Source organism: bacterium (genome assembly GCA_035295165.1).
In the GTDB taxonomy this organism is placed as follows: Bacteria; Sysuimicrobiota; Sysuimicrobiia; order Sysuimicrobiales; family Segetimicrobiaceae; genus JAJPIA01.
This window is the reverse complement of sequence record DATGJN010000080.1, coordinates 19,086-44,016: the sequence shown is the minus strand read 5'-3', so window position 1 is coordinate 44,016 and position 24,931 is coordinate 19,086. Positions and strand designations below refer to the sequence as shown.

The following is a 24,931-nucleotide window of genomic DNA, read 5'->3' as shown; positions in this document are numbered from 1 at the left end:
CGCCGACGCGACCGGCTACTCTGTCACGCCCAGGTACGTGCGCAGCGCCGCCTCGAATTTTCGGAGTGCGTCGCGCCACGTGGCCCGGTGTGTGAACAGGTGCGTTTCCCCTGGGTAGTAGTGGGTCTCGAACCTCTTGCCGTGCCGCACGCAATCCTCCACGATCAGGTCCAGTTGCTCGAACGGCACCGCCGCATCGGCGGTGCCGTGGAAGTTGATGAGCGGGGCCCGCATGCGCTCGATGAGATGCCGGGGCGACGCGTTGCGCCAGACATCCGGCGACTCCGCGCGGGTGCCGCGGGCCCGTCCCAGGAAGTAGTCGTACGGCGGCCGGTAGGCCTCCTTGGCCCACGCCATCCACCGGCCGAAGTCCCAGAGGCCCGCGAAGTTGACGCCGAGCGCAAAGGTCTCGGGTGAGCGGCACAACGACGCGAGCGTGAGCCACCCGCCGTAGCTCAGTCCCCAGATTCCGACGCGTTCGGGGTCCACGAACGGAAGACTCTTGAGGTACTCCCCCGCGCGCACGCAATCTTGGCACTCGAGGACGCCGAGACCGCCCGAGTTGCCCTGCTCGAACGCGCGGCCGTACCCGATGCCGCCACGGTAGTTGACGAGGTAGGACACCACGCCGAGTCCGGTCAGCCAGAGCGACACGGCGTAGTGGAACGCATATGCTTCGAGCGGCGGAAACCCTTCGCGCATCTGGCGCATACCGCCGCCGTGGACGTACACGAGCGCGGGGTAGCGCCGCCCGGGCTCGAGCGGTTCCGGGGTCAGCAGATATCCCGGGATCTCCCAATCGTGCGCGCCCCGGATCGTCGCCGCCTTCGGCAGCGGGAACCGCCCGGGGTCGACCCCGGGCGGCATCGCGCCGACGACGCGCCGCATCTCCTCGCCGCCGCGGTCCACGATCCAGATCTCGGGCGCGTGATGGATCGTGCTGTGCTTGAACGCGATCCGGTCTCCCCAGGGCGACCATTCGGGCTCCACGCTCGTGCCGGACGCGCCCGTGACCTGCCGGAGCTCCCCCGTCGTCAGGTCGGCGCTGAACAAATGGCGCTGCCCCAGGTTGACGCGGTTCGCGGAGAAGATCACCTCCCGTCCGTCCGGGCTGATCCGCGGACGGTCCACGGCGTGGCCCACGTCTTCGGCCTCGCCTCCGGTCAGCGCCCGGAGGGTCCCGGTTTCCGTGTCGAGCACGTAGAGGTGCCACCAGCCTTCGTGCCGCAGCACCAGGACGGCGCGCCGCCCGTCGGGATGCGGCTGCGGGGCGAAATCGGCGCCCAGCCCGTCGGGTTCCTCGGCGCGGTGCAGCCGCCTCACCTGCGCAGGCCTGCCGTCCGCGGGCACGTCCAGGACGTGCCACTCCCGGGCGGTGTATGGAACGGAGGTCCGCGCGAACAGCAGCCGCCCCGGACGCAGCCACACGGCGGGCCCCTCCAGCTCTTCGGTGTGTGTGCGCCACAAGACGCGACCGGATTCCGTGACGACGGCGAGGTCCCACTGCGCGCCGTCCCGGATCGTGACGGCGAGCATCCGTGCGTCGGGCGACCACGCGAGCGGGGGTTCATGGCCGAGTGCGCGCACCGGCCACGGCAGCGCGAGCGCGCGGAGCGACGGGCCGCGGAGATCGAGCGTCCATACCTTCCCGCCGGCGTGAAAGGCCAGCAGCGAGCCGCGGAACGCCCAGGCGAGCGCCGCGACGGGGTCGGGGCCGGCGTAGGCCTCCGCGGACGCCCACCGGACGTTCGGGCCCGACGATCCTCCCTGCGCCCGCGCCAGTAACAGGCGGCCGTCCTGGACGTAGCCGATCGCGCCGTCCGGCGCCCACGCGAACGCCGTGACCGGCACGTCGCCTTCGGAGATCTGGGTGGCGTCCTCCGTGTCCGGCGACGCGACCCGCAGCGAGAACCGGCCGCCGTCGTCGTGGATGAAGCCGATTAACCGACCGCCGGGCGACCACGCGTGCCCGGCCGTGAACGTGATCGCAAGCGCCTGATCGAGCGTCAACGCGGGCTGGGGCATCCCTAGCTCGCCTCCTTGTGATCGCGGGCGTGCGATGGTACTTCGGCGCGCATGGGGCACCACACCTCGGGCGACGGTCGCTGGGACGGAGCGATCGCGGGCCCCGGCGTCAGGCCCGGCGGACCCGGCGCCAGGAGTCGCGGGGCCCCGCGGTGTATGTCGGTCGCGCAGACCGCTTGATCGGCCGCATCGCATGGCGTGATACGAAGAAGGGGGCATGCCATGAAGAGAGGTTCGGACCTGTCGGCGTCACGCACGCACCGCGCTGCGCACCCCGTGTTCAGCCCGTGGTACCTCCTGCTGTTGCTTCCGTTCATCGCGTTGCTCTGGCCCGCGTTCTACTCTCGCGCAGAACCGGCGGTGTGGGGGATCCCATACTTCTATTTCTACCAGTTCGTTTGGCTCATCATCGGCGTGATCTTGACGGCATTCGTGTATAAGGTCACAAAGCAGGAGGGTGGGCGATGAACTGGACGATCTTGATCGTCTTCGCGTTCTTCTTTCTGCTGGTCACGGTGATGGGGTTTGTCGCCGTGCACTGGCAGCGGGGCGACTTGACGCGGCTCGACGAATGGGGTCTCGCCGGGCGGCGGTTCGGCACGGTGGTGACCTGGTTTTTGCTCGGCGGCGACCTCTACACGGCGTACACGTTCATCGCGGTGCCGGCGCTGGTCTACGGCGTGGGAGCGCTGGGGTTCTTCGCGGTACCCTACACGATCATTGTCTACCCCCTCGTCTTCGTGCTGATGCCGCGGTTGTGGGCCGTCTGCCGGCGTCATCACTACATCACGCCGGCCGATTTCGTCCGCGGCCGGTACGGGTCCAGCGGTCTGGCGCTCGCCATCGCCGTGACCGGCATCCTGGCCACGATGCCGTACATCGCGCTGCAGCTCGTGGGCATCCAGGTGGTGCTCGCGACGATGGGATTCGTGGGGTCGGGGGTGGCGAGGGACCTGCCGCTCATCATCGCCTTCCTGATCCTCGCCGCCTACACGTACCAAAGCGGCCTCCGGGCGCCGGCGCTGATCGCCCTCGTGAAGGACTCCATGATCTACATCACCGTGATCGTCGCGGTCATCGCGATCCCGATCAAGCTCGGGGGTTTCGGGCACATCTTCCAGGCCGCGGCGGCGGCGCTTCCGGCGAAGAAAGGCTTTCTGATCTTGCCGCCGGCGGCGGCGATGCCCTACGCGTCGCTGGCGCTCGGGTCGGCGTTGGCCCTGTTCATGTACCCGCACGCGATCACGGCCGTGTTGAGCTCCTCGAGCGGTCAGGTCGTCCGGCGGAACGCCGCGCTCCTGCCCGCGTACTCACTGATGCTCGGGCTGCTTGCGCTGTTCGGGTATATGGCGATCGCGGCCGGCGTGAAGGTGTCCGCCCCGAGCCTTGCGGTGCCGGCTTTGCTGTTGAAGATGTTTCCCGACTGGTTCGTCGGATTCGCGTTCGCGGCGATCGCGATCGGCGCGCTCGTGCCTGCCGCGGTCATGTCGATCGCGGCCGCCAATCTCTTCACGCGCAACATCTACCACGTGTACTTCAAGACGGTCGGCGCCTCCCACGAGGAGGCCACGGTCGCGAAGACCGTGTCGCTCCTCGTCAAGATCGGCGCCCTCGCGTTCGTGCTCTTGCTGCCGACGCAGTATGCGATCAACCTGCAGCTGCTCGGAGGCGTGTGGATCCTCCAGACGTTCCCGGCCATCGTGTTCGGATTGTACACGCGCTGGTTCCATCACGTTGCGCTGGTGCTCGGGTGGCTGGTCGCGATGGTCGTCGGCACCGGCCTCGCGTGGTCGACGGGCTTCAAGTCGCCGGTGTACCCCCTGCACGTCGGCGGCATGACCATCAACGCCTACGCCGCGCTCGAGATGTTCGTGCTGAACATCCTCATCGCGATCGTGGGGACGTGGATCCTCGACGCGGTGGGCGTGCCCCGAGGGAGGGACGAGACGGCGGGCGACGCGTACGAGGCCGAGGAGGAAGTGCTCGGCGCGCCGGCGGTCGCCGCGGCACGGTAGGGACGTCGGGCGCGAGACGCCCGAGTTGGTGCGCCGAGAGGGTCGCCTTGGGTGGGCGGCCCTCTCGGGCTTCCGCCGGTCCCTCCCGCGGCGCGCCGTCGAAGCCTGGACCCGCGTTAGGACCCCGCCGCGACCGGCGTCTCCAGCGCGCCGAGCCCGGTGATCTCGACGCGCACGACGTCACCGGGGCGCAACCATCGCGGGGGTGTGCGTGCGTACCCAACGCCGCTCGGCGTGCCGGTCGCGATGACGTCCCCGGGTTCGAGCGTCAGCACGCGGGAGACATACGCGATCAGGTATGCGACCGTGAAGATCATGATGCTGGTGCTGACCTCCTGCATGCGCTCGCCGCTCACGTCCACCGTAAGGGTGAGCGCCTGCGGATCTGGGATCTCGTCGCGCGTGACAAGGGCCGGGCCGAGCGGGCCGCTGCGGTCGAAGTTCTTGCCGAGCATCCACTGCGACGTGCGGCGCTGATAGTCCCGGATCGACATGTCGTTGAACGGCGTGTAGCCGGCGACGTGCCGCAACGCGCGGGCTTCGGGGATGTCGCGCCCGCCCGTCCCGATGATTGCCGCGAGCTCGCCCTCGAAATCCACCTGGGTGCTCGCGCGCGGCATCACATAGGGCTCGCCGGGGCCGAGCAGGCTGTGGGGGAACCGCCCAAAGAAGATCGGGAGCTCGGGGGGATCGCTCCCGCCCTCGCGCGCGTGCTCCGCGTAATTCCGGCCGACGCAGAGGATTTTCGGCGGGGCGGGAACCGGAGGGAGCAGCCGCACATCGTCACGGCGCCACGCGATGCCGTCCGCCTCCAACGCGCGAGCGCCCTCCGTCGTGGAGAGGCGCGCCTCCGCTTCGGCGGTGACCGCGCGGGCGAACGTGAGCGCTTCGTCGCCGCCGGCGAGCAGATGGCGCATCGACGGGGGCAGCAACGTGCGGGCGCGGGCCCCGGGGCGCGCCGCCCCGCGCGCCGCGTAGTGCGCCTGCGCGGCCGCGGTCAGGTCGACGATCCAGCCTCCCGACAGCGCCCCGACCCGGGTCCTCCCGCGCGACGCAAACGTCACCAACCGCATGCCTGCACCTCCGAGGATGGCGGCCGGTCGCAGCCCGCGCGCGGCCGCCGCCGTTGTGGGGCCGGCCGGTTCCGGCCCGCCCGGAGAAGGGTTGGCGTCGGGCGCAGTGCGTCCCTGCCGCTTGACACGCGGGCGTGCGGCGGATAGGCTGTAACTGTAATGATTACAAATAAGAATTCAGTACGGACTGCGGGTTCAGGGGGAAGGCGCGCCGGTTCCGGGCGGACCGCGCCGGACCGGGCGTGGACGGCGCTCCGGCGTACGCTGGCCGCTCGCGGCGGGCGGCTCACGCCGCAGCGGATGGCGATCTACGAGGCGGTCGTCGGGCGCGCCACGCACCCGCGCGTCGAAACGGTCTGCGACGAGGTGCGGCGGCGGTTCCCCGGCATCAGCCCGGCCACGGTGTATGCTACGCTGGGCCTGTTCGCCGACCTCGGCATCGTGCAAGAAGTCGGCGGTCCGGTCCGGCGCTACGACGGCCAGGTGGAACGGCACGTGAACCTGGTCTGTCGGCGGTGCGGGGATGTGCTCGACGTTCTGGACCCGCGTGTCCGCGCGATCGAACGCACGGTCGCGTCGCGCGCGGGCTTTCAGGTGCGATCGGTTCGGTTCGAACTTCATGGGGTCTGTCCTCGCTGCCGGAGGCGTCGGGGCCCCGCACAGGAGGCGGGGGCATGACGCGCGACGATCCGGAAGTCCACGTGGCGGTCGTGGAGCCGAGCCATCCGCACGCGGGATCCGCCGACCTGCGCGCCCAACAGCACCACTCCGGGTATCTCCTCAAGGTGGTCCAGCCCGCGCTCCTCGGGCTGATGGACGGGTCCATTTCCACGCTCGCGCCGTTGTTTGCGACCGCGTTTGCCACTCGCAGTCCGCACACCGCGTTCCTGGTTGGCAGCGCGGCGGCGGTCGGCGCCGGGATCAGCATGGGTTTTGCGGAGGCGCTCTCCGACACCGGCACGTTGACCGGCCGGGGCAAGCCCATCATCCGCGGGTCGATCACCGGAATCGCCACGCTGATCGGCGGCCTGATGCACGCGCTCCCGTTCTTGATCCCGCATTTGGGCACCGCGCTCGCATTGGCCTACCTGGTCGTAGGAGTCGAGCTCGTGACGATCGCGTTCATCCGGAATCGCTACTTTGCCATGAGCTTCTGGCTCTCGGTCCTCCAGGTGGTCGTCGGCGGGGGCTTGGTGTTCCTCGCGGGGATCCTGATCGGGCGGTCGTGACGCTCCTGTGGCTCCCGCCGGGCGCCTCGCGCTACGCGGGGCTGGAGGAAGACTGGCCCGGTGTTCCGAGGGCGTCAAGGTGGATCCGGCTGTTCGTGTAGTCGACGACCGCGGCGGCGTCGCGCCGGCGGATCCTGGAGAGCGAGCCCGTATCGATCGTGATCGCCCGCAGGCGGGCGGGGGGCACCCCGACGATGCGCGCGATCACGGCCCGGATCGGGTCGGCGTGGGACACGATCACGATGGCCTCGTCCGCGTGGAGCGCCGCGAGCCGCTCCACGACGGCCCACATGCGTTCCGCCATCTCTTCGACCGATTCGACCCCGCGGACGCGTCCGCCGCGCGCCACGGCGTCGACGTCGTCGCGAAACCGCTCGCGGATCTCGGCTGCCGACAGGCCCTGCCACGCGGGGTACCCCCGCTCGAGCAACGCGGTCTCCGTCGCCACCGCGAGTCCGTGCGGCCGCGCGATCCGCTCCGCCGTCTCCTGCGCGCGCTCGAGCGGGCTCGATGCGACCCTCCCGATCGGGAGCGCGGCGAGCCTCGACGCGACGGCGGCCGCCTCCCCCCGGCCGTCCGAGTTCAGCGAGATACCGGGCAGCCGTCCGGCCAGACGATGCGCGACGTTCCAATCGGTGACGCCGTGGCGGACGAGATAGACGACGGTGGGCACATGGGGGAATTCGCCCGCGCGGGATGGAAGTCTTGCACCGGAACGCCCGCAGGGAGGGTCAGATGCTCCAGAACCCGCTGAAGGAACGGCTCCGCCGCGGCGACGCGGTGCTGGGCACGATCGTGTCGTTGCCCTCCCCCGAGGTCGTGGAGATCGTGGGCGTCGCCGGGTACGATTGGGTGCTGCTCGACATGGAGCATGGGCCGCTCACGAGCGAGACGCTTCAGGCGATGGTGCGGGCGTGCCGCGCCGTTGGCATCACGCCGATCGCGCGCGTTCCCGACCACCGGCCGAAGCAGATCTTGCAGGTGCTCGACGTGGGCTGCGTGGGGGTGATGGTCCCGCAGATCGAAACGCCCGAGCAGGCCGTCGCGGCCGTGGCCGCGACCAAATACGCGCCGGAGGGAACGCGGAGCCTCGCCGGAGGCACCGCGGCGTCTTCCTGGGGCGCGGTGTCGCTCGGGGATCACGTGACCACGAGCAACGCGGTCGTGATCAGCGTGCTGCAGATCGAGACCAGGCGGGGACTGGCCGCGGTCGAACAGATCGCCGAGGTCCCTGGCGTGGACGTGTTGTTCATCGGCCCGTCGGACCTGTCGCAGAGCCTCGGGCACCCGGGCCGGCCCGACCATCCGGAAGTACAGGCGGCGATTCGCCGCATCGTGGAGACGGGCCGGCGGGCCGGCGTCGCCGTGGGGATCCTGGCGTTGACGCCGGAGGATGTTCGCACGTACCATGCTCTGGGTGCGACCATGTTCGTCGACAGCGCGACCCGGCTGTTCCTGCGGGCTGCGCAGGCGCAGGTGACGGGGCTGCGGCAGGCCGCCGCGTCCGTCGCTGCGCGCTCCCGCGGGGATCGGTGACGCGTTGACCGGTCGGCTCGACTACCACGATCCGTTCCACGAGTTCGCCGGGCGGCTGACGGAGGCGCTCGAGGACAACCATCTCGTCGTGTCCGGGTACGCGTTCTTCGTGGACGTGGACCACATGAGCCGCGAGTACCGGTACGTCGTCCATCTGGAACAGGAGCCGTCGGCGGACACTCCGCAAACCTTCGCGTGGCCGTGGGCGGAGTTGCGGTTTCTCGTGGACGCGCTCTCGTTCGGACGACACATCGCGGAGTACGACGAGGGCGTCGAGTTCTCGCGCACCGTGCACGAAGAGGTGCAGGTCTTCGGCGAACTGCTGACCGAGGTCACGATGGACCGGCTGCTCGTGCCGCCGGACGTCGTCGGGCTGCGCAGGGCGATCATGCCCGTGTCCCCTGATCCCGGCGTGCCGAGTATCAGCCTGCAGCAGCACTTCTCGACGGAGGATGCGGCGCCGATGTACAGCGCGCGCGTGCAGTCGAGCGTCGTCCTGAAAGAAGACGAACTGGTGGATGCGGACCGCCCGCGCAAGATCGCCGCCGCGGTGGCGGCCATTCTCACCGCGCTCCAATCCCTCCGGCTCGCGGCCGAGGGCGCGCCGCTGCCCCCGTCGGAGTAGAGCCCCGCGGTGCGCGAGGCCGGCGGCGGAAGCGGCTCGAGGGGCGACGACGCGTTCATGCGCGTGGCGCTTGCGGAGGCGGCGGCCGCCGCGCAACTCGGCGACGTACCGATCGGGGCGGTGGTGGTCCGAGACGGCCGCGTGCTCGCGCGCGCGCACAATCGTCGCGAGGCCGACCGTGACCCCCTGGCGCACGCGGAGGTGCTGGCGCTGCGCGAGGCCGCGCGGCACTTGGGCGGCTGGCGGCTGATCGGTTGCACGCTGTACGTGACGCTCGAACCCTGCGCCATGTGCGCGGGCGCGATGGTGCAGGCGCGGCTGCCCCGACTGGTGTACGGCGCGACCGATCCAAAGGCCGGCGCGGTGGGGAGCGTCGTGGACCTGCTGCGAGACCCCCGGTTTCCGCACGTGGTCGAGGTGACCGGCGGGGTCTGTGCCGCGGAGTGCGGTGCCGTGCTGCGGGGCTTCTTTGATCGGCTGAGAACTCGCCCGTCCTAGCGCGCAGCACCCCGCAGCGTCGAACAGAACGGATTCACAGGCCGCGCCCGCCGCGCGGGCGAAAGGAGTGCCGATGCCGCTGCTCCTGCGAGAGTCGCACCTGCACCAACTCCTCACCATGCGCGCGTTGATCCCGCTCATGGAACAGACGCTCGCGGCGTTCAGTGCGGGAGGGGCGGTGCAGCCGCTTCGGCCCGTGGTTCCAGTCGACGCGCATCGCGGGTTTCTCGCGGTGATGCCGGCGTACCTGGTGACGCAGGAGGCGATCGGGCTGAAGGCGGTCGCCGTGTACCCCGACAACCCGGCGCGGGGGCTGCCGTCGCACCTCGCGACCATCCTTCTGCTCGACGCCCCGACGGGGGTGCTGCTCGCCGTGATGGACGGGCGCCTGATCACCGAGATGCGCACCGCCGCGGTGTCGGCCGCCGTCACCGCGAAGCTCGCCGGTCGTCCCGTCCGCACGCTTGCGCTATTAGGGGCGGGTGTTCAGGCGCGCAGCCACCTGCACGCACTCCGTGAAATCGCGTCTTTGGCCGAGGTGCGGGTGTGGAGCCGCACCCGCGATGCCGCCGACCGGTTCGCGGCGGAGATGCGCGAGCGGTTGCGCCTCCACGTGGTGGCCAGCGGCTCTCCGCGCGACGCCGCCCGAGGCGCGGACGTGATTTGCACGGTGACGTCGAGCCGGTCACCGGTGCTCGAGGGCGCGTGGCTCGAGCCCGGCGTGCACATCAACGCGGTGGGGGCGGCCCGGCCCGACTGGCGCGAGCTCGACACCGACGCGGTGTCGCGATCGCACCTGTTCGTGGACTCCCGAGCGAGCGCGGTGGCGGAGGCGGGTGATCTGGTGATGCCGGTGCGGGCGGGCGAGCTCACTGAGGCCCACGTGCTGGCGGAGGTGGGCGAGGTGTTCGCCGGCATGCATCCTGGGCGGACCGGTCCCGACGAGATCACGCTGTTCGAGTCCGTCGGCCTGGCGGTGGAAGACGTTGCGTCGGCGCGGCTGGCCTACGAACACGCCCTGGCGCGCGGCATCGGCGACAACTTCTCGTTGGAGTAGTGGAGGGAGCCGCGGCCCCCGACGGGAGCCGCCGCCGCGCGCATCCGTTGATCGCGATGCTCGGCTACACGGGGAACAGCCGCTGCTCCGGCAGCGTCAGCCGCTCGGCGCCGTCCGCCGTGACCGCGAACTGATCCTCGATCCCGACGACCCCTTCGCCGGGGAAGACGATCTTCGGCTCCACGCAGAAGACCACCCCGGGCTCGAGCGGGGCGGTGAAGCCGTCCGCGAGGACCGGCCACTCGTCGAGTTCCAGGCCCACGCCGTGCCCGACGTACCGCACGCGGAACCGGCCGGCACCCATGAACGCGTCGGCGTACCCCCGCGCACCGGCGCGCTCGACGGCGAGACGGAACAGGCGCTCCGGGGTGACGCCCGGCCGGATCTCGGCCTCCACCTCCCGGAGGATCTCGACCGCGGCGTCGTGGGCGTCAAGGAGCTTCTGGGAAAGCGTCCCGATCGCGAGGGTCCGCGTCTGGTCGCAGAGGTAGCCGTCCACGGCGCCGACATAGTCCACGATCACCGGCTCTCCCGCCACGATGCGGCGATGCCCGGCGCCGTACGGCACCGCGGCGCTCGGACCGACACCGCCGAGGGGTAGGTCGGGAAAGCTCGGGACCGCTGCGGCCTCGCCCGAAAACACATGGCCGTAGTAGGCTTCCTGGTTGAAGCCGCGGGTGCGGACGATGCCCTGATGGCCGAGGCGCCTCGCGGCGGCCTCGATCCCGGCCGCGAACGCCAAGTCCGTCATCCCCTGGCGGAGGGTGCGCACGGCTTCCTTGAGCATCTCGTTGGCCAGGGACGCCGCGGCCCGGATCCGATCGATCTCGTACGGTGACTTCACGGCGCGCACGAGGCGGATCGACGACGAGATGTCCGCGACCGTGACGCCGTCCAATGTCGCCGCGAAGCGGTCGCGGACCGTCACAGGCAGCACATCCAGTTCCATGCCGACACGTTCGACCGGTCCGCCGGCAGCGTCGCGCACCAGGGCTGCGAGGTCCCGCAGGCTGGCGAGCGGCACGATCCGCTCGAGCGCGCTCTCGCGCGTCGCGCGCTCGAAGACCCGCCGGACCCCGTAGACGGGGCGGCCGGCGGCCGGCACGACGAGCACACCGCTCTGCATGCTGCCGGCGAAGTAGAAGAGGTCCGCGTTCTGGGTGATCAGCGCGGCATGGAGGTCGAGATCTCGGAGATGACGTTGCAGCGCGGCGGCGCGGCGCCGGAGCTCGTCGGCGGGAGTCGAAGACACGGCTAGCCGACCGCCTGGCGATGGGCGTGCAGCATGCGGTAGGCGACGAGGCCGCGGTACGGCGCCCACGCCCGACTTGCGGACCGCACCTGCCGCTCCGTGAGGAGCCGCCGGCGCCCGAGCGACCACGCGACCGCTTTGCGCACCGCGAGATCCCCGGCGGGGACGATGTCGAAGCGGCGCAGTCCGCGGAGCAGCACCCATTCACTCGTCCAACGTCCGATCCCGGGCAGCGCGCTCATCGTGGCGATCGCGTCCTCGGACGGCATCGCCGCGAGGCGTGCCGCGGTCAGGCGGCCGTCGCGCAGGCGTCGGGCGATGGTCAGGATCGCATGCCCCTTGCCCGTGCTGATCCCGAGCGCGCGGATCCGCGACGCCCGGGTGCCCGCGACCCGTTCCGGCGTGGGGTAGGCCCAGTACCCGACGCCGCGGTAATCGTAGCGCATGCCGAACGCGTAGATGAACGCGGCGCGGTGGCGATTCGCGACCGCGGCATGCAGCTGCTGGCCGAGCACCGCGTGGACGAGCGCCTCGAACAAGGACGAATGCCCCGGAAGCAGACGGCCCGCGCGCGCGCGAACGAACCGCCGCGCTGCGGGCGGCAGGCGGCCGGCCAGGGCCGCGCCGGGGTCATCGAGCCCGAGGACCCGCGTGACGGTCCGTTTCACGAGGTCCCGGGGCGCTTCGCCGGCCAGACGTCGGATCGTGAGCACGCGGCGGCAGGTCACCTCGACCAGAAACACGCACCCGTCTACCGCGAACAGGCGGCGCCACCGGCGGCCGTCGCACCAATGGAGCGGATCGTGGGGGCCCCGGCGTAGCGCCTCGATCGTCCCGAGGAAATCAAACGCCGGTGGAGCCGACACGCGGAACGCCTGCCTCATGCGACCTCCTGCGCAGCGGGGAACGGGTTCCTGCGCGGCTGGTGCCTCTCGCCGTGCACCAGTATACCGCACGAGCTTCCGGGGAGCCCCGATCCCGGCCTATACTGCGGGTAGTGTTGCCACGTCGTTACCGGAGGGCCGTATCGATGACTCGACAGCAGGTGTCGGCCGGGGCGGTTTGGGGTCCCAGAGTCGGGTACTCGCGCGCCGTGCGCGCCGGCAACATGATCTTCGTGGCCGGGACCGCGGCGGCGGATCCGCATGGGAACGCGATCGCGCCCGGAGACGCGTACGCGCAAACCAAAGACGTGCTCGGCCGGATCGAGCGCGCGATCCGCGAGCTCGGCGGGACGATGCGGGACGTGGTCCAGACGCGCATCTTCGTGACCGACATCGGCCGTTGGGAGGAGGTCGGCCGCGCGCACGGCGAGGTGTTCGGGCAGATCCGCCCGGTCACGAGCATGGTCGAGGTTCGCGCGCTGATCGCGCCGGGGATGCTGGTTGAGGTCGAGGCGGTCGCGTTGCTCGAGCCGTAAAGCCAGGCGGCGGGCCGGAGGAAGTTTCCGTCCCCCCGCGAACGCCCTATAATACACGCTAGGACCAAAGTAGGATCAAAGCGACGTTGGCCCTTTCCATGACCGCCGCCGTTCGTGACTGTTGGAGCGTTTCCGTCGGGGCCCGTCGTTCCGTCACCACGTCGTGACTTCAGGTGCGGATGACGATGCGCACTCCTCGGGCTGCGGGCTTCAACGGTGCGGTCACAAGCCCCCGATTGTTGCAGGCGCGCGTGCGTGCCGGCCCACGTGAGATGGGGACCGGCGCGCGTCGTTCTGGTGGCAACGGACTGTGGAGGAGGGACGAACAGTGAAGCGGACGGTCAAGATCACGGTGAACGGCGTTACGCACACCAACGAGGTCGAGCCGCGCCTCTTGTTGGTGCACTACATTCGCGAGGTCCTCGGGCTGACCGGGACCCACATCGGATGCGACACGACGAACTGCGGCGCGTGTACCGTCCTGATGAACGGCAAGGCCGTCAAGTCGTGCACGCTCCTCGCCGTCCAGGCCGACGGAGCCCAGTTCACGACGGTCGAAGGCCTCGCCAAGGATGGGCAGCTCCATCCGATCCAGGAGGGATTCTGGGAGGAGCACGGGCTGCAGTGCGGATTCTGCACGCCTGGCATGATGTTGACCGCGGTGGATCTGCTCCAGCGCATCCCCAATCCGACCGAGGAGCAGATCCGATGGGGGATCGACGGCAATCTCTGTCGCTGCACCGGGTACCAGCACATCGTCAACTCGATACAGTACGCGGCCAAGAAACTTCGGGGCGAGACTCCAGGCAAAGTCGCGCGGTAGGGGTACGGGGAGGGAGTCGTCATGGCCGTCAGCAAATTGTTCGGGGCAAGCATCAAGCGCCGGGAAGATCCCCGGCTGATCACGGGACAGGCGACCTACACCGATGATCTGCAGCTACCGGGCATGCTGCACGCGCAGATCGTGCGGAGCCCACACGCCCACGCCCGGATCGTTCGCGTGGACGCCGCGGCGGCGCGGCGGCATCCGGGAGTCGTGGCCGTCTACACGGGGAAGGACCTCGCAGGCAAGCTGAACCCGATCCCCACGGCGTGGCTGGTGCCGAACGCGGATCTCAAGACACCGCCGCATCCAGCGCTCGCGGTGGATGTGGTGCGCTACGTCGGGGACGGCGTCGCCGTCGTGGTGGCGGAGAGCCTGTACGCTGCGCGCGACGCCGCGGCCCTGGTGCAGGTGCAATACGCACACCTCCCGGCGGTGGTGGACCAGGAACAGGCGGTGCGAGACGGCGCGCCACAAGTTCACGCGGACGTTCCGCGGAACGTCGCGTTCACGTGGCGTGTCGCGGGCGGCGACGCTGACCAGGCGTTCGCCGAGGCGAAGCGTGACGGGGTCGTGGTCACGCAGCGGTTCGTGAATCAGCGGTTGATCCCGAACGCGATGGAAACACGCGGCGTCGTCGCGCGGTACAACAGCGGCGCCGGTGAGCTGACCGTTTGGTATACGACCCAGAACCCTCACATCGCGCGGTTCCTGATGTCCGTCGTCACGGGGATCCCCGAGCAGAAGGTCCGGGTGATCGCTCCCGAGGTCGGCGGAGGGTTCGGGAGCAAGATCCCGTTCTACGCCGACGAGGCGGTCGTGGTGTTCTGTGCGCGCGAGACGGGGCACCCGGTGAAGTGGGTCGAGGATCGCCGCGAGAACTACGTCGCGACGATTCACGGCCGCGATCACATCACCGACCTTGAGATCGCGGCGCGGAAGGACGGCACGATCACGGCACTTCGGGGCAAGACGTGGGCCAATCTGGGCGCGTACCTCTCGACCGCCGCGCCGGGTGTGCCCACGATCCTGCACGGCCTGATCCTCACGGGGTGCTACGCGATTCCGAACCTGTCGTACGAAGTGCTCGGCGTGTTCACGAACACGTCGCCGGTGGACGCGTACCGCGGCGCCGGTCGCCCCGAGGCGACCTACCTGATCGAGCGGATGGTCGATCTCGTCGCGGGCGCGCTGAAGATGGATCCCGCGGATGTCCGCCGGAGGAATTTCATCAAGCGCGAGCAGTTCCCGTACACGACCGTCGAGGGACTGACATACGACAGCGGGGACTATCACCCCGCGCTCTCCAAGGCGCTCGAGCTGATCGGGTACGAGAAGATCCGGGACTTTCAGAAACAAGGGCCGAAGGACAACCGCTATCTGGGCGTCGGACTGAGCACGTACGTGGAGATCTGTGGGCTCGGTCCGTCGGCGGTCGCCGGCGCGGTCGGCTTCCAGGGCGGGCTGTGGGAGAGCGCCACGGTGCGTCTCCACCCGACCGGCAAGGCGACCGTGTTCACCGGCGCGTCGCCGCACGGGCAGGGGGAGGAGACGACGTTCGCGCAGATCGTCGCAGAGGAGCTTGGCCTGCCGATCGAAGACATCGACGTGGTGCACGGCGACACCGGCGCGATCGCGATGGGGTGGGGGACCTACGGGAGCCGCACGACGGTCGTCGGTGGCGCCGCGATCGTACTCGCCGCGCGCCGGGTGAAGGAGAAGGCGGGGAAGATCGCGGCACACATGCTCGAGGCGTCCGAGGCGGACATCACGTTCGACCAGGGCCGTTTCTCTGTCAGGGGGAGCCCGGACCGGTCGAAGACGATCCAGGAGGTCACGCTCGCGGCGTACCTTGCGTGGAGCCTGCCGGCGGGCGTCGAACCGTCGCTCGAGGCGTCGGCGTTCTACGATCCGTCGAACTTCACCTTCCCGTTCGGGACGCATATTGCCGCGGTCAAGGTCAACGCGGATACCGGCGAGGTCGAGTTGCGGCACTACGTGGCCGTCGACGACTGCGGCCGGGTCATCAATCCGCTGATCGTCGACGGGCAGGTCCACGGCGGGCTCGTACAGGGGATTGCGCAGGCCCTGTGGGAGGGTGCCGTCTACAGCCCAGAGGGGCAGTTGTTGACCGGTTCCATGATGGACTACGCGGTGCCGAGGGCGCACATGTTCCCGATGTTCACGACCGCGCGCACCGAGACGCCGTCGCCGCACAACCCGCTCGGCGTGAAGGGCGTGGGGGAAACCGGCACGATCGCGAGCACGCCGGCCGTCGTCAACGCGGTGCTCGACGCGCTGCGCCCCCTCGGCGTCACACACCTGGACATGCCGCTGACGCCGCAGCGGATCTGGAACGCGATTCACGCAACGACCCGGAGGTGACGACAGCATGATTCCTGCAGCGTTTGAATACCACGCGCCAACGACCGTGAAGGAGGCGATCGGGCTGCTGCAAGAGCACGGAGACGACGCCAAGGTGCTCGCCGGCGGCCACAGCCTGCTTCCGATCATGAAGTTCCGGCTCGCGCAGCCGAAAATCGTGGTGGACATCGGCCGCATCCCGGGGCTGGATGGGATCAAGGCCGCGGGCGACACGATCGCGATCGGCGCGCTTGTGACCCACGACACCGTGGAGCACAGCGACGTGCTCAAGGCCAAGTGCCCGCTCCTGCCGGAGGCCGCGGGGCTCATCGGCGACATGCAGGTGCGGAACCGCGGCACGATCGGCGGGTCCCTGGCGCACGCCGATCCCGCCGCCGACTATCCGGGGGCGATGCTCGCGCTGGACGCGCAGATCGTGGCCACCGGGCCGAAGGGATCCCGCACGATCGCGGCGCGGGACTTCTTCGTCGAGTTGCTCACGACCGCGCTCGCGCCGGCGGAGATCATCACCGAGGTGCGGGTTCCCGTGCTCGGCAAGGGCACCGGCACGGCGTATGTGAAGCATGCGCACCCGGCCAGCGGATACGCGGTCGTGGGCGTGGCGGTCGTGCTGTCGGTAAGCGGCGGGAAGTGCCAGAAGGTGGCGGTCGGCGTCAACGGCGTCTCGGGCAAAGCGTACCGCGCCACTGCGGTCGAGAAGGCGCTCACGGGGCAGGCGCTTGACGAGAAGACCGTGGCGGCCGCCTCGGCCCACGCCGCGCAGGGTGCGGACACGCAAGGCGATCTCTATGCCTCGAGCGAATTCCGCGCGCATCTTGCGTCGGTGTACGTGAAGCGCGCGGTCCTGAAGGCGGCGGAGCGCGCGAAGTAGCGACCGCGGCCTGACACCGCTGCGCATTTGCGGCGGCGCGCGCCATCGCCGGGCTGACCGTGCGCGTCCCCTGAGGGCGGAGGGGCCGTGCTATAATGGGTGTCGTTCCGGAGGGGTGCGAGAGCACGGCCGAATCGGCACGCCTGGAGAGCGTGTAGGTGGGCAACCGCCTCGTGGGTTCAAATCCCACCCCCTCCGCCAATTCAATCGCAGACGAGGATGGGCATGAACACGCGGGAGATCCGCCGCGCGCTTTTCGAATTTCTCAAGACGCTCGTGATCGCGTTCGTGCTCGCGCAGCTGATCATGACGTCCGTCGCGCAAGCCTTCCAGGTGGAGCAATACTCCATGGAACCCAACCTGTTGCCGCGCGACCGGGTCCTCGTCAACAAGTTCGTCTACCACTTCCGTCCGCCGCGCGCGGGCGAGATCGTCGTGTTACATCCGCCGATCGATCCCAGGCGTAACTACATCAAGCGCGTCGTCGCGGTGCCCGGCCAGACCGTGCGGATCCACGACGCGCACGTCTACGTCGACGGCCGGATGCTTCAGGAGGCCTACCTGCGTGTGCCGACCGACGGGACATACGGCCCGGCACGGGTACCGGCCCGCCAGATCTTCGTGTTGGGCGACAATCGCGACAACAGCGAAGACAGCCGGGCGTTTGGGTTCGTGCCAGACAGCAATCTCGTCGGGGAGGCGATCCTGATCTACTGGCCCGTGGACCGGCTGCGTTTGCTGCGGTAGGCGCGGTTACGCGCGCGCATCCGTCGGGGGCTCCTCCCGCGCGTCCACGGCGTGCCGGGCGGCGTCTTCACGCAGGATCCGGCGGAGCGGCTTCCCGATCAGCGTCGTCGGGATTTCGTCCACGATGGTGATCCGCCGGGGCATCTTGTAGTCTGGGATTCTCGCGCGCAGAAACTCGCGGAGTTCGGTGCGGAGCGGGCCCGGGTCCGCGACCGGTTCCTTCGGCACCACGTACGCGACGATGGTTTCCCCTCGGATCGGCCGCTTGACGCCGACGACCGCGGCCTGCCGCACGGCCGGGTGCTGCCGAAGCGGTTCCTCGATCTCGCGCGGGTAGACGTTCAAGCCGCCGACGTTGATCATATCCTTCTTGCGGTCCACGAGAAAGAAGAACCCGTCCTCGTCCATCCGCCCGACGTCGCCGGTAAACAGCCACCCGTCGCGAATCGCGCCTGCGGTCTCCGCCGGCGCGTTCCAATAGCCGCGCATGACCTGGGGGCCCCGCACGATCAGTTCGCCGGTCCCGCCCGCGGGTAACGTCCGCGTGCCGGTGTCGAGATCCACGATCCGGGCGTCGGTGTCCGGCAGGGGAACGCCGATGCTGCCCGCCTTGCGCACGCCGCCCTCCCACAGTGGGTTGGCGGAGACCAACGGGGACGCTTCGGTGAGTCCGTAGCCTTCGACGAGCCGCCCTCCCGTGAGTTGTTCGAATTCCGCCACGACATCCTGGGGGAGCTCCGCTGCGCCCGATACGCACAGGCGGATGCTGTGCAGGTTGTACCGCTCGACGTGCTTGACGCGGTTGATCGCGGCGTACATCGCCGGCACCCCCGGGAACACCGACGGCCGGTAGCGCGGCACCTGCTCGGCCACGAGCCGCGCGTCGAACATGCGCATCAGCACCATGAGCAGCGTCGCGCCGAGCCGAATGCCGGCGTTGAGCACCAGGAGGCCGTACGCGTGGAAGAGGGGCACGACCGTCAACAAACACTCCGCGCCCTCGCGGAGGTCCACGAACCAAGAGATACCCTGCGCGGCGTTCGCCACGAGGTTCCGGTGGGAGAGCATCGCTCCGCGTGGGATGCCGGTCGTGCCGCCGGTGTACTGAAGGATCGCCACGCTGTCGGGAGCCACCGTGATCACCGGCGGTGTGGCGTGGCCGGAGCGGAGGAAGCGATACCACGGGAGCGCGCGGACGTGCGCGGGCATCGCGTCCCCGGCACGGCGTTCGCGGGTCAGCGTATACAACACCCGCCAGAGAGGCGGGAAGTAGTCCGATACCTTGGTGAGGACGACGTGCTCGAGGGACGTCCGGCTGCGGATCGCCTCCACTTGGGCGGAGAGGCGCGTCAGGGTCACGAGCACCCGCGCGCCGGAGTCCGCGAGCAGGTTCGCGAGATCGTCGCCGTGGTACAGGGGATTCACCTGGACCGCCACCGCGCCCGCCTTCAAGATGCCATACAGCGCGATGGGGTACTGTGGAAGGTTGGGCAGGGACACCGCGACGCGGTCCCCCGGTCTCACTCCCGCACCGATCAGCGCGTTGGCGAACCGATCACTCTGCCGGTCCAGGGCGCGGTACGTCAGGGATCCGGTGAATCCGGGGCCGGCCAGCAAGACGGCGGGGCGATTCGGGAAGCGATCGGCGGCCGTTCGGAGAAACGAGGGCAGCGGGGCGTCGGGGAACGTGATCGATGCGGGGACGGCATTGCCGTAGAATCGATGCCACGGACGCGGCTCCACCTCTCGCCTCGCTCCTCTCCGCGGGGCCCCACAAGGGCAACCGGTCCGCCTCGCGCGATTCGCGCGCGGCCGGGGGGACGACTAGCGATCGGCATTCCACGCGGCGGGAACGAGTCCCTTGTGGGTTTCCGGCATCCATGCCGCGACCGCACGCACGGTGCAGGACCGCGCCCTCTCCAGGCGGAAGAGACGGCCGATGTACACGCTTATCAAGTTCCTGCACATCTTCGGTGCGGTGCTGTTCCTCGGTAACATCATGGTGACCGCAATGTGGAAGGCACGCGCCGACCGGACGGGTGATCTCGCGACAATCGCGTTCGCCCAGCGGCTGGTGGGGCTGACCGATCTGGCGTTTACGGTGCCGGGGGCGGCGCTGATCGCGGTCACCGGGTACGCGATGGCGGTGCGGCGTCCGTTTCCCCTCCACGGCCTCCCATGGCTGGAGTGGGGGCAGGGATTGTACTGGGTCACGGTGCTCCTCTATCTGCTCGTGCTCGTGCCCATCCAGCGCCGGTTGATCACGGTCGCGGACGCCGCGCGCCGGTCCGGGAGTCTCGCCCCCGAGTTCCGGCGCCTGTCCGCGCGCTGGGCGCTGTGGGGCGGGATCGCCACGCTGCTGCCTCTCGCCGCGCTGTACCTCATGGTCACGAAACCGTAGGCGGCCGGACGCCGTGTCTAGCGGTCGGTCCCAGGAAGGGTTCAGCGCGCGCGGGTTGGTACCGATTCTGGTGCTGGATGTCGCATGCCCCTACCTGGCGTACACGTTTCTGACGCATCGGGTGCCGGGCATGTCGCCGTCACTCGCGCTCGTGTTGTCCGGGGTGTTCCCGGCGCTCGGCAACGTCCTGAGCCTGATCCGCAGCCGCACGCTCGACATTATCGGGGTCTTTGTCCTGGTGGGGATCACCGTCGGCGCCGCGACCGCGTTCCTGAGCGGTGACCCCAAGCTCGTGCTGATGCGCGAGTCGTTCGTGACGGGCGCGCTCGGGGCCATCTGCCTGTTCTCGCTCCTGTGGCACCGACCGCTGTTGTTCTTTATCGGCCGCGACTTCAGCACGGGACACGATCCGGTGCGCGTTGCCGAGTTCAACGCGCTCTGGCAGCGGGCGGGCGCACGCCGGGTGTTTCGGATCATGACCACGGTGTGGGGCGTGGGGTGGGTCGGCGAGTTTGCGCTCAAGGTCTTGCTGGTGCTGAGCCTGTCGATCCCGCGGATGCTGGTCGTCGGCCCGATTGTATCCAACGGCGTCACGATCGCGCTGATTCTGTGGACCCTCAGGTACGCGCGGGAATCGCGGCGGCGGGGCGAGGCGCTGCGCGCCGCCGCGGGTTCGACGAGCCCTCCGTCGTCACCGCCGCCGTAGCGTGGCGGCCCGACCCAGATACGCGCGCCGCCCTGTTGGCCGCAGTTAAGACCCGGTGGGACGCGCCGGGCACAGCGCGCCCCGTGTGTTATACTGCTGGTGGCCGTGCTAGGCGGGGAGCTAGCGGTTCCCTGTACCCGCAACCCGCTACAGCGGGGCTGAACTCCCGCCCGAGGCCTCGTCTCTGAGGAACCGGCCTACGTAAGCGGTGAGGAGGATCGGGTCCCGCGCAACGAGATCTTACCAACCCCGCCAGGTCCGGAAGGAAGCAACGGTACGTAAGCCGTTTCGTGTGCCGTGGGGACACCTGGTCGGAGCTGGCTGCGTGGGGACCGCCTCGGAGAGGTTGTCGACGGCGGGTGCACGGCCAAAACTCTCTTTGCCGGCGCGCAGACCCCCGGTACGGGTTCTCCGCCGCGGGTGTGCGGCGGCTACGACGATCCCGGGGTCGGGCTCTGGTAGAAGACGAAGAGCGCAGCGAGATTGTTGACGCCGTGCGCGATCATGCCCGGTGCGAGCGAGCCGGTGTAATCGTAAGTGTACGCGAGGACCACGCCGAGCAGCACGATCGGCACGAGCGCCACCGGCTCGAGATGGGCTGCGGCGAAGAACAACGCGCTCAGCAGTACCGCGAGGTGGCGGTTCATCACGCGGCGCAGCGCCCCGAACGCGAGGCCCCGAAAGAAGATCTCCTCGCCGATCGGCACGACGATGCCGACCAGCACCGCGAGGACGGCGATCTCGCCGCGTTGATGAAGCTGCGGTAGGATGCGGTACACCGGCGTGTGGACCTCGTCGCGCACCACGAGGTCGTTTGCGGCCTGGCGCCCCATCCAGATCGCGAGCGCGGCCACGGTGGCGCTCTGCCCCACGCTGTTCGCCGCGATGCCGGCCGCCGCGGCGATCGCGCCCTGGCGGAGCCGCTGCGACCAGGCACCGATCGTGAGGCCAAGCGCGGCGAGCGGGAGGCGGTACTTGACGCGCGCGACGTAGACGGCAGCGGCGGCGAACACCGCGTTCTGGAGCACCGCGAGCGCGGCGATCGTCGGAAGCGGCGGCGCACCGGCGGCGCGGACGTGAAGCAATTGGCCGATGAGCGGGACGATCATCGTGAAGAACAGCGTGAGCGCCAGGATTTCGAGGATCCCCCACGCCGGCGCGCGTGAGGGACGCATCAACAGGTAGAGCGGCGCGACGAGACCCAGGCCGAGCAGCGTGGCCACCGCCCACAGCGCGGCGGACCTCGCGCCGACGCGCGGCCTCGCGTCGAAGAAGATGCCGACCGCGATCGTAAGGGAAACCAGCGCGAGCAATCGCGGTCCGATGCTGCACCTCCAGGAGTGCCGGTAAGGTTCGGCGAATACGTCGCAAGACCTGCGCGAGGTGGACGTCCGCGTGTCTCATGTGTCCTTCTACCGGAAATGGCGGCCGCAGACGTTCGAGGATGTGTTCGGCCAGGAGCGTGTGACCCGCACGCTTCAGAACGCCATCGCATCGAACCGCATCGTGCACGCGTATCTGTTCTGCGGGTACCGCGGCACCGGCAAGACGACCACGGCGCGGTTACTCGCGAAGGCGCTGAACTGCGAACGCGGTCCCACGCCGACGCCATGCAACGTGTGCGCGAACTGTCGCGCGATCAGCGAGGGCGCCTCGCTCGACGTCATTGAGATCGACGCGGCGAGCAACCGCGGCATCGACGAGATCCGCGATCTCCGCGAGAAGATCTCGCGCGTCCCCGTCGGGAGCCGGTACAACGTGTACATCATCGACGAGGCGCACATGTTGACGACGGAGGCGGCCAACGCGCTGCTGAAGACGCTCGAGGAGCCACCGGCGCACGCCGTGCTCGTCCTCGTGACAACCGAGCCGCACCGGCTCCCGCCGACGATCACGTCGCGCACCCAGCGCTTCGACTTCAAACGTATTCCTCAGGCCACGATCGTCGACCGCCTGCGCGCCATCGCGACGTCGGAGGGGTTCACTGTCGAGGAGGATGCGCTCCATCTGATCGCACGGAGCGCGGACGGCGCGTTGCGGGACGCTGAGAGCCTGCTCGACCAGCTCAGCGCCTTTTGCCAGGGAACCGTGACCACGGCCGACGTGCTGGCGGTGCTCGGCGTGATCGAGGAGGAAGTGACGCAGGAACTGGCGGACGCCATCATCGGCGGCGATGGCGCGCGGTGCTTGGTGATCGCGGCCCGCGTGATCGACGAGGGCCGTGATGTCCGCCAGATCCTCAGGAGTCTCATCGAGCAGTTCCGGGATCTCCTCGTGGTTGCGGTGGTCGACGAGCCCCGGGGGGTCGTCGAGACGAGCGACGCTCGGCTGGCTTCCCTGCGCGCGCAGAGCGCGCGGCTCGCCCCGGCGGCGATCATCCAGAAGATCCGGATGCTCGCCGCCGCCGAGGCGGAAGCCAGGCTGACGACCCAGCCGCGGATTGCGCTCGAGATGGCGCTGCTGCGGGTGAGCCGCCCGGAGATGGATCCGACGCTCGACGGGTTGACAGCGCGGGTGGAGGCGCTCGAGCGGCGGCGCGATCGACCGGCCGGAGACGGTGCGGCCGCGCCGCCGCGCTCGGAGGGTCCCGCGACCGGCGCCCCGTCCTCTGGAGACGACGCCGGGCAGGGGCGGCGCGGCGGCGCCTCACGCTCGGCCGCGCCGAGAACTGCGGGCGCGCCCCGTCGCGACCCGTCGCGCAGCGACGCCGGGGCTGACTCGACGGGGGCGGTCGAGGAATCGCAGGCCAGCGCCTCCGCGGGTTCACGATCGGATCCGGCGGGGGCGCGCGGAGCCGCCGCGCCCGAGCCGCCCGGCGCTGGGGCGTCTCCCGGGCAGGTGGCCGCCCGCGACGCTGCGTCCGAGGGCGGCGTGAGCTTCGAGTTGCTCCGTGCCCGGTGGGGCCACGTGATGGAGGAGGTGAAGCAGCGCACTCGCACGGTCCACGCGTTTCTCCTGGAGAGCACGCCCCGTGAGCTGTCTGGCACCGAGCTGGTGCTTGCGGTGCGGCACCGGTTCCACATGGAGAGCCTTCAGGACCTCAAGACCCGCCGGATCGTGGAGGATGCGCTGGCGCGCGTGTTTGGTGCGCCGATGCGCGTGCGGTTTACGCTCGATGACACCCCGCCGCCGGCGCAGGAGGTGCCTCCCGAGGCCCCCGGCGCAGCCGATGATGTGTTGGTCTCGGAGGCGGTGCGCCGGTTCGGCAATCCCGTGCAGGAGGTCCGGCGCCCCGAGTAAGGGCGGCCGTGGCGAGGCCCGGCGCTGGTTCGGGGCGCCGAGCGTCCTACGCACCATGGGGAGTGACGCATGTTCAACATGCAGAAGATGCTGAAGCAGGTTCAGAAGGTCCAGGAAGAGATGGCCCGGGTCCAAGAGGCGCTGTCGGGCGAACGCGTCGAGGGGACCGCTGGCGGCGGTGTCGTCCGCGCAATCGCGAACGGGCACGGGGATCTCGTCTCGATCACGATCGACCCTAGCGTCGTCGACCCGAGCGACGTCTCGATGCTCGAGGATCTGGTCGTCGCGGCGTCCGGGGAAGCCCTTCGGAAGGCCCGGGACCTGGCCGCCGAGCGCATGAAGGCCGTGACCGGGGGGCTCCAGATTCCCGGTCTGCCCGGCCCCGGCGCGTGAGTCCGCGGTGTTCACGTACGCGCCGCCGCTCGCCCGGCTGATCGAGGAGCTGGGGAAGCTGCCCACGGTCGGTCCGAAGACCGCGCAGCGTCTCGCGTTCCACATGCTCTCGATGTCGGCGCAGGACGCCGAGGCTCTTGCCGAGGCGATTCTGGAATGCAAACGTCGGATCCGTCACTGCTCCGTGTGCGGCAACATCACCGAGGCCGACCCGTGCGCGCTGTGCACCAATCCGCAGCGGGACCGGTCGGTGATCTGCGTCGTCGAGGACGCGCGGGACATCGCCGCGATGGAGCGCACGCGCGAGTTCAAGGGCGTCTATCACGTCCTGCAGGGTGCGATCTCCCCCCTGGACGGGATCGGACCGGACGACCTGCGCATCACCGAACTGCTGCATCGCGTCTCCACGGGCGAGGTCTGCGAGGTCATCGTCGCCACGAATCCCCGCGTGGAGGGCGAAGCCACAGCGCTCTATCTGTCCAAAGTGCTCAAGCCCCTCGGGGTCCGGGTCACCCGGATCGCGCACGGGTTACCCGTTGGCGGCGATCTGGAGTACGCGGACGAGGTGACGCTGGCTCGCGCGCTGGAGGGACGCCGCGAGCTGTAGCCGGCCTGCGCGTCCGCACGGTCACTTG

25 protein-coding genes, 1 tRNA gene and 1 other RNA gene are annotated in these 24,931 nt (G+C 69.7%); 20 read left to right on the top strand and 7 right to left on the bottom strand.

Annotated features, from left to right (window positions below):
* Window positions 1-15: 15 nt before the first annotated feature.
* Window positions 16-2,025: a prolyl oligopeptidase family serine peptidase gene (locus VKZ50_12720; GenBank protein ID HLJ60580.1), complete on the bottom strand. Its 2,010-nt coding sequence runs from the start codon at window positions 2,023-2,025 to the stop codon at window positions 16-18.
* Window positions 2,026-2,247: 222 nt separating this feature from the next.
* Between VKZ50_12720 and VKZ50_12715 the strand changes: the two genes are divergently transcribed.
* Window positions 2,248-2,493, top strand: coding sequence for a DUF3311 domain-containing protein (locus tag VKZ50_12715; GenBank protein ID HLJ60579.1), 246 nt, complete (start codon window positions 2,248-2,250; stop codon window positions 2,491-2,493).
* A complete protein-coding gene (locus tag VKZ50_12710; protein ID HLJ60578.1) occupies window positions 2,490-4,040 on the top strand; it encodes a sodium:solute symporter in 1,551 nt (516 codons plus the stop codon). The genes VKZ50_12715 and VKZ50_12710 overlap by 4 nt, the downstream gene beginning before the upstream one ends.
* Before the next feature lie 116 nt (window positions 4,041-4,156).
* Here VKZ50_12710 and VKZ50_12705 read toward each other — a convergent pair whose 3' ends face one another.
* Entirely contained in the window at window positions 4,157-5,113 is a 957-nt protein-coding gene (locus VKZ50_12705) for a fumarylacetoacetate hydrolase family protein (protein HLJ60577.1), read from the bottom strand.
* A gap of 159 nt (window positions 5,114-5,272) precedes the next feature.
* On the opposite strand from VKZ50_12705, the gene VKZ50_12700 reads away from it, so the two are divergent.
* Window positions 5,273-5,791 carry a Fur family transcriptional regulator gene (locus tag VKZ50_12700; protein HLJ60576.1) on the top strand — a complete coding sequence of 173 codons (519 nt, stop codon included), beginning with the start codon at window positions 5,273-5,275 and terminating at the stop codon, window positions 5,789-5,791.
* On the top strand, window positions 5,788-6,342 hold the full coding sequence (locus tag VKZ50_12695) for a VIT family protein (protein ID HLJ60575.1): 555 nt from the start codon (window positions 5,788-5,790) through the stop codon (window positions 6,340-6,342). Before VKZ50_12700 ends, VKZ50_12695 begins: the two co-directional genes overlap by 4 nt.
* 31 nt (window positions 6,343-6,373) lie before the next feature.
* Here VKZ50_12695 and VKZ50_12690 read toward each other — a convergent pair whose 3' ends face one another.
* Entirely contained in the window at window positions 6,374-7,015 is a 642-nt protein-coding gene (locus VKZ50_12690) for a histidine phosphatase family protein (GenBank protein HLJ60574.1), read from the bottom strand.
* A gap of 62 nt (window positions 7,016-7,077) precedes the next feature.
* On the opposite strand from VKZ50_12690, the gene VKZ50_12685 reads away from it, so the two are divergent.
* From VKZ50_12685 to VKZ50_12670, 4 genes are all read left to right on the top strand, one after another.
* A complete protein-coding gene (locus VKZ50_12685; GenBank protein HLJ60573.1) occupies window positions 7,078-7,878 on the top strand; it encodes an aldolase/citrate lyase family protein in 801 nt (266 codons plus the stop codon).
* Window positions 7,879-7,882: 4 nt separating this feature from the next.
* Entirely contained in the window at window positions 7,883-8,503 is a 621-nt protein-coding gene (locus tag VKZ50_12680) for a hypothetical protein (GenBank protein ID HLJ60572.1), read from the top strand.
* A 9-nt stretch (window positions 8,504-8,512) separates the two neighbouring features.
* Complete coding sequence (gene tadA / locus VKZ50_12675; GenBank protein ID HLJ60571.1) at window positions 8,513-9,001, top strand: tRNA adenosine(34) deaminase TadA; 489 nt, start codon at window positions 8,513-8,515, stop codon at window positions 8,999-9,001.
* A gap of 73 nt (window positions 9,002-9,074) precedes the next feature.
* Complete coding sequence (locus tag VKZ50_12670; protein HLJ60570.1) at window positions 9,075-10,058, top strand: ornithine cyclodeaminase family protein; 984 nt, start codon at window positions 9,075-9,077, stop codon at window positions 10,056-10,058.
* Between the two features lie 64 nt (window positions 10,059-10,122).
* Here the strand turns inward: VKZ50_12670 and VKZ50_12665 are convergent, their stop codons facing one another.
* Complete coding sequence (locus VKZ50_12665) at window positions 10,123-11,310, bottom strand: Xaa-Pro peptidase family protein (GenBank protein ID HLJ60569.1); 1,188 nt, start codon at window positions 11,308-11,310, stop codon at window positions 10,123-10,125.
* A 2-nt stretch (window positions 11,311-11,312) separates the two neighbouring features.
* Window positions 11,313-12,194, bottom strand: coding sequence for a hypothetical protein (locus VKZ50_12660; protein ID HLJ60568.1), 882 nt, complete (start codon window positions 12,192-12,194; stop codon window positions 11,313-11,315).
* 146 nt (window positions 12,195-12,340) lie between these two features.
* On the opposite strand from VKZ50_12660, the gene VKZ50_12655 reads away from it, so the two are divergent.
* The 6 genes from VKZ50_12655 (at window position 12,341) to lepB (ending at window position 17,556) form a co-directional block, all read left to right on the top strand.
* Window positions 12,341-12,730 carry a RidA family protein gene (locus VKZ50_12655; protein HLJ60567.1) on the top strand — a complete coding sequence of 130 codons (390 nt, stop codon included), beginning with the start codon at window positions 12,341-12,343 and terminating at the stop codon, window positions 12,728-12,730.
* A gap of 328 nt (window positions 12,731-13,058) precedes the next feature.
* Window positions 13,059-13,553, top strand: a complete 495-nt coding sequence (locus VKZ50_12650; GenBank protein ID HLJ60566.1) for a (2Fe-2S)-binding protein — start codon at window positions 13,059-13,061, stop codon at window positions 13,551-13,553.
* Between the two features lie 21 nt (window positions 13,554-13,574).
* Window positions 13,575-15,938 (top strand): xanthine dehydrogenase family protein molybdopterin-binding subunit, encoded by a 2,364-nt coding sequence (locus VKZ50_12645; GenBank protein HLJ60565.1) that lies wholly within the window; start codon window positions 13,575-13,577, stop codon window positions 15,936-15,938.
* A gap of 7 nt (window positions 15,939-15,945) precedes the next feature.
* Complete coding sequence (locus VKZ50_12640; GenBank protein ID HLJ60564.1) at window positions 15,946-16,809, top strand: xanthine dehydrogenase family protein subunit M; 864 nt, start codon at window positions 15,946-15,948, stop codon at window positions 16,807-16,809.
* A gap of 109 nt (window positions 16,810-16,918) precedes the next feature.
* Window positions 16,919-17,010 (top strand) — tRNA-Ser (locus VKZ50_12635).
* Window positions 17,011-17,034: 24 nt separating this feature from the next.
* A complete protein-coding gene (gene lepB, locus VKZ50_12630; GenBank protein ID HLJ60563.1) occupies window positions 17,035-17,556 on the top strand; it encodes a signal peptidase I in 522 nt (173 codons plus the stop codon).
* Window positions 17,557-17,562: 6 nt separating this feature from the next.
* Here lepB and VKZ50_12625 read toward each other — a convergent pair whose 3' ends face one another.
* Entirely contained in the window at window positions 17,563-19,299 is a 1,737-nt protein-coding gene (locus tag VKZ50_12625) for a long-chain fatty acid--CoA ligase (GenBank protein HLJ60562.1), read from the bottom strand.
* Between the two features lie 196 nt (window positions 19,300-19,495).
* Here VKZ50_12625 and VKZ50_12620 point away from each other — a divergent pair, with 196 nt between their 5' ends.
* From VKZ50_12620 to ffs, 3 genes are all read left to right on the top strand, one after another.
* Entirely contained in the window at window positions 19,496-19,957 is a 462-nt protein-coding gene (locus VKZ50_12620) for a DUF2269 family protein (GenBank protein ID HLJ60561.1), read from the top strand.
* Between the two features lie 13 nt (window positions 19,958-19,970).
* Entirely contained in the window at window positions 19,971-20,663 is a 693-nt protein-coding gene (locus VKZ50_12615) for a VC0807 family protein (protein HLJ60560.1), read from the top strand.
* 103 nt (window positions 20,664-20,766) lie between these two features.
* Window positions 20,767-21,030, top strand: an RNA gene (gene ffs, locus VKZ50_12610) — signal recognition particle sRNA large type.
* Between the two features lie 64 nt (window positions 21,031-21,094).
* On the opposite strand, the gene VKZ50_12605 is transcribed toward ffs, so the two are convergent.
* Window positions 21,095-21,976 carry a CPBP family intramembrane glutamic endopeptidase gene (locus VKZ50_12605; protein ID HLJ60559.1) on the bottom strand — a complete coding sequence of 294 codons (882 nt, stop codon included), beginning with the start codon at window positions 21,974-21,976 and terminating at the stop codon, window positions 21,095-21,097.
* 82 nt (window positions 21,977-22,058) lie between these two features.
* On the opposite strand from VKZ50_12605, the gene dnaX reads away from it, so the two are divergent.
* The 3 genes from dnaX to recR all read left to right on the top strand — a co-directional run bounded on the left by dnaX (window position 22,059) and on the right by recR (window position 24,903).
* The gene (gene dnaX, locus VKZ50_12600) at window positions 22,059-23,903 is read left to right on the top strand and encodes a DNA polymerase III subunit gamma/tau (protein ID HLJ60558.1); all 1,845 of its coding nucleotides are present in this window, start codon (window positions 22,059-22,061) and stop codon (window positions 23,901-23,903) included.
* A gap of 69 nt (window positions 23,904-23,972) precedes the next feature.
* The gene (locus VKZ50_12595) at window positions 23,973-24,296 is read left to right on the top strand and encodes a YbaB/EbfC family nucleoid-associated protein (protein ID HLJ60557.1); all 324 of its coding nucleotides are present in this window, start codon (window positions 23,973-23,975) and stop codon (window positions 24,294-24,296) included.
* A gap of 7 nt (window positions 24,297-24,303) precedes the next feature.
* Window positions 24,304-24,903, top strand: coding sequence for a recombination mediator RecR (gene recR, locus VKZ50_12590; protein HLJ60556.1), 600 nt, complete (start codon window positions 24,304-24,306; stop codon window positions 24,901-24,903).
* Window positions 24,904-24,931: the final 28 nt, after the last annotated feature.

Coding starts and splice junctions, on each gene's coding strand:
- VKZ50_12670 (HLJ60570.1), top strand. CDS start 9,075: ATGCCGCTGCTCCTGCGAGAGTCGCACCTGCACCAACTCCTCACCATG.
- VKZ50_12645 (HLJ60565.1), top strand. CDS start 13,575: ATGGCCGTCAGCAAATTGTTCGGGGCAAGCATCAAGCGCCGGGAAGAT.
- VKZ50_12720 (HLJ60580.1), bottom strand. CDS start 2,025: ATGCCCCAGCCCGCGTTGACGCTCGATCAGGCGCTTGCGATCACGTTC.
- VKZ50_12685 (HLJ60573.1), top strand. CDS start 7,078: ATGCTCCAGAACCCGCTGAAGGAACGGCTCCGCCGCGGCGACGCGGTG.
- VKZ50_12695 (HLJ60575.1), top strand. CDS start 5,788: ATGACGCGCGACGATCCGGAAGTCCACGTGGCGGTCGTGGAGCCGAGC.
- VKZ50_12715 (HLJ60579.1), top strand. CDS start 2,248: ATGAAGAGAGGTTCGGACCTGTCGGCGTCACGCACGCACCGCGCTGCG.
- VKZ50_12705 (HLJ60577.1), bottom strand. CDS start 5,113: ATGCGGTTGGTGACGTTTGCGTCGCGCGGGAGGACCCGGGTCGGGGCG.
- VKZ50_12660 (HLJ60568.1), bottom strand. CDS start 12,194: ATGAGGCAGGCGTTCCGCGTGTCGGCTCCACCGGCGTTTGATTTCCTC.
- VKZ50_12620 (HLJ60561.1), top strand. CDS start 19,496: ATGTACACGCTTATCAAGTTCCTGCACATCTTCGGTGCGGTGCTGTTC.
- VKZ50_12700 (HLJ60576.1), top strand. CDS start 5,273: ATGATTACAAATAAGAATTCAGTACGGACTGCGGGTTCAGGGGGAAGG.
- VKZ50_12710 (HLJ60578.1), top strand. CDS start 2,490: ATGAACTGGACGATCTTGATCGTCTTCGCGTTCTTCTTTCTGCTGGTC.
- lepB (HLJ60563.1), top strand. CDS start 17,035: ATGAACACGCGGGAGATCCGCCGCGCGCTTTTCGAATTTCTCAAGACG.
- VKZ50_12655 (HLJ60567.1), top strand. CDS start 12,341: ATGACTCGACAGCAGGTGTCGGCCGGGGCGGTTTGGGGTCCCAGAGTC.
- VKZ50_12640 (HLJ60564.1), top strand. CDS start 15,946: ATGATTCCTGCAGCGTTTGAATACCACGCGCCAACGACCGTGAAGGAG.
- VKZ50_12595 (HLJ60557.1), top strand. CDS start 23,973: ATGTTCAACATGCAGAAGATGCTGAAGCAGGTTCAGAAGGTCCAGGAA.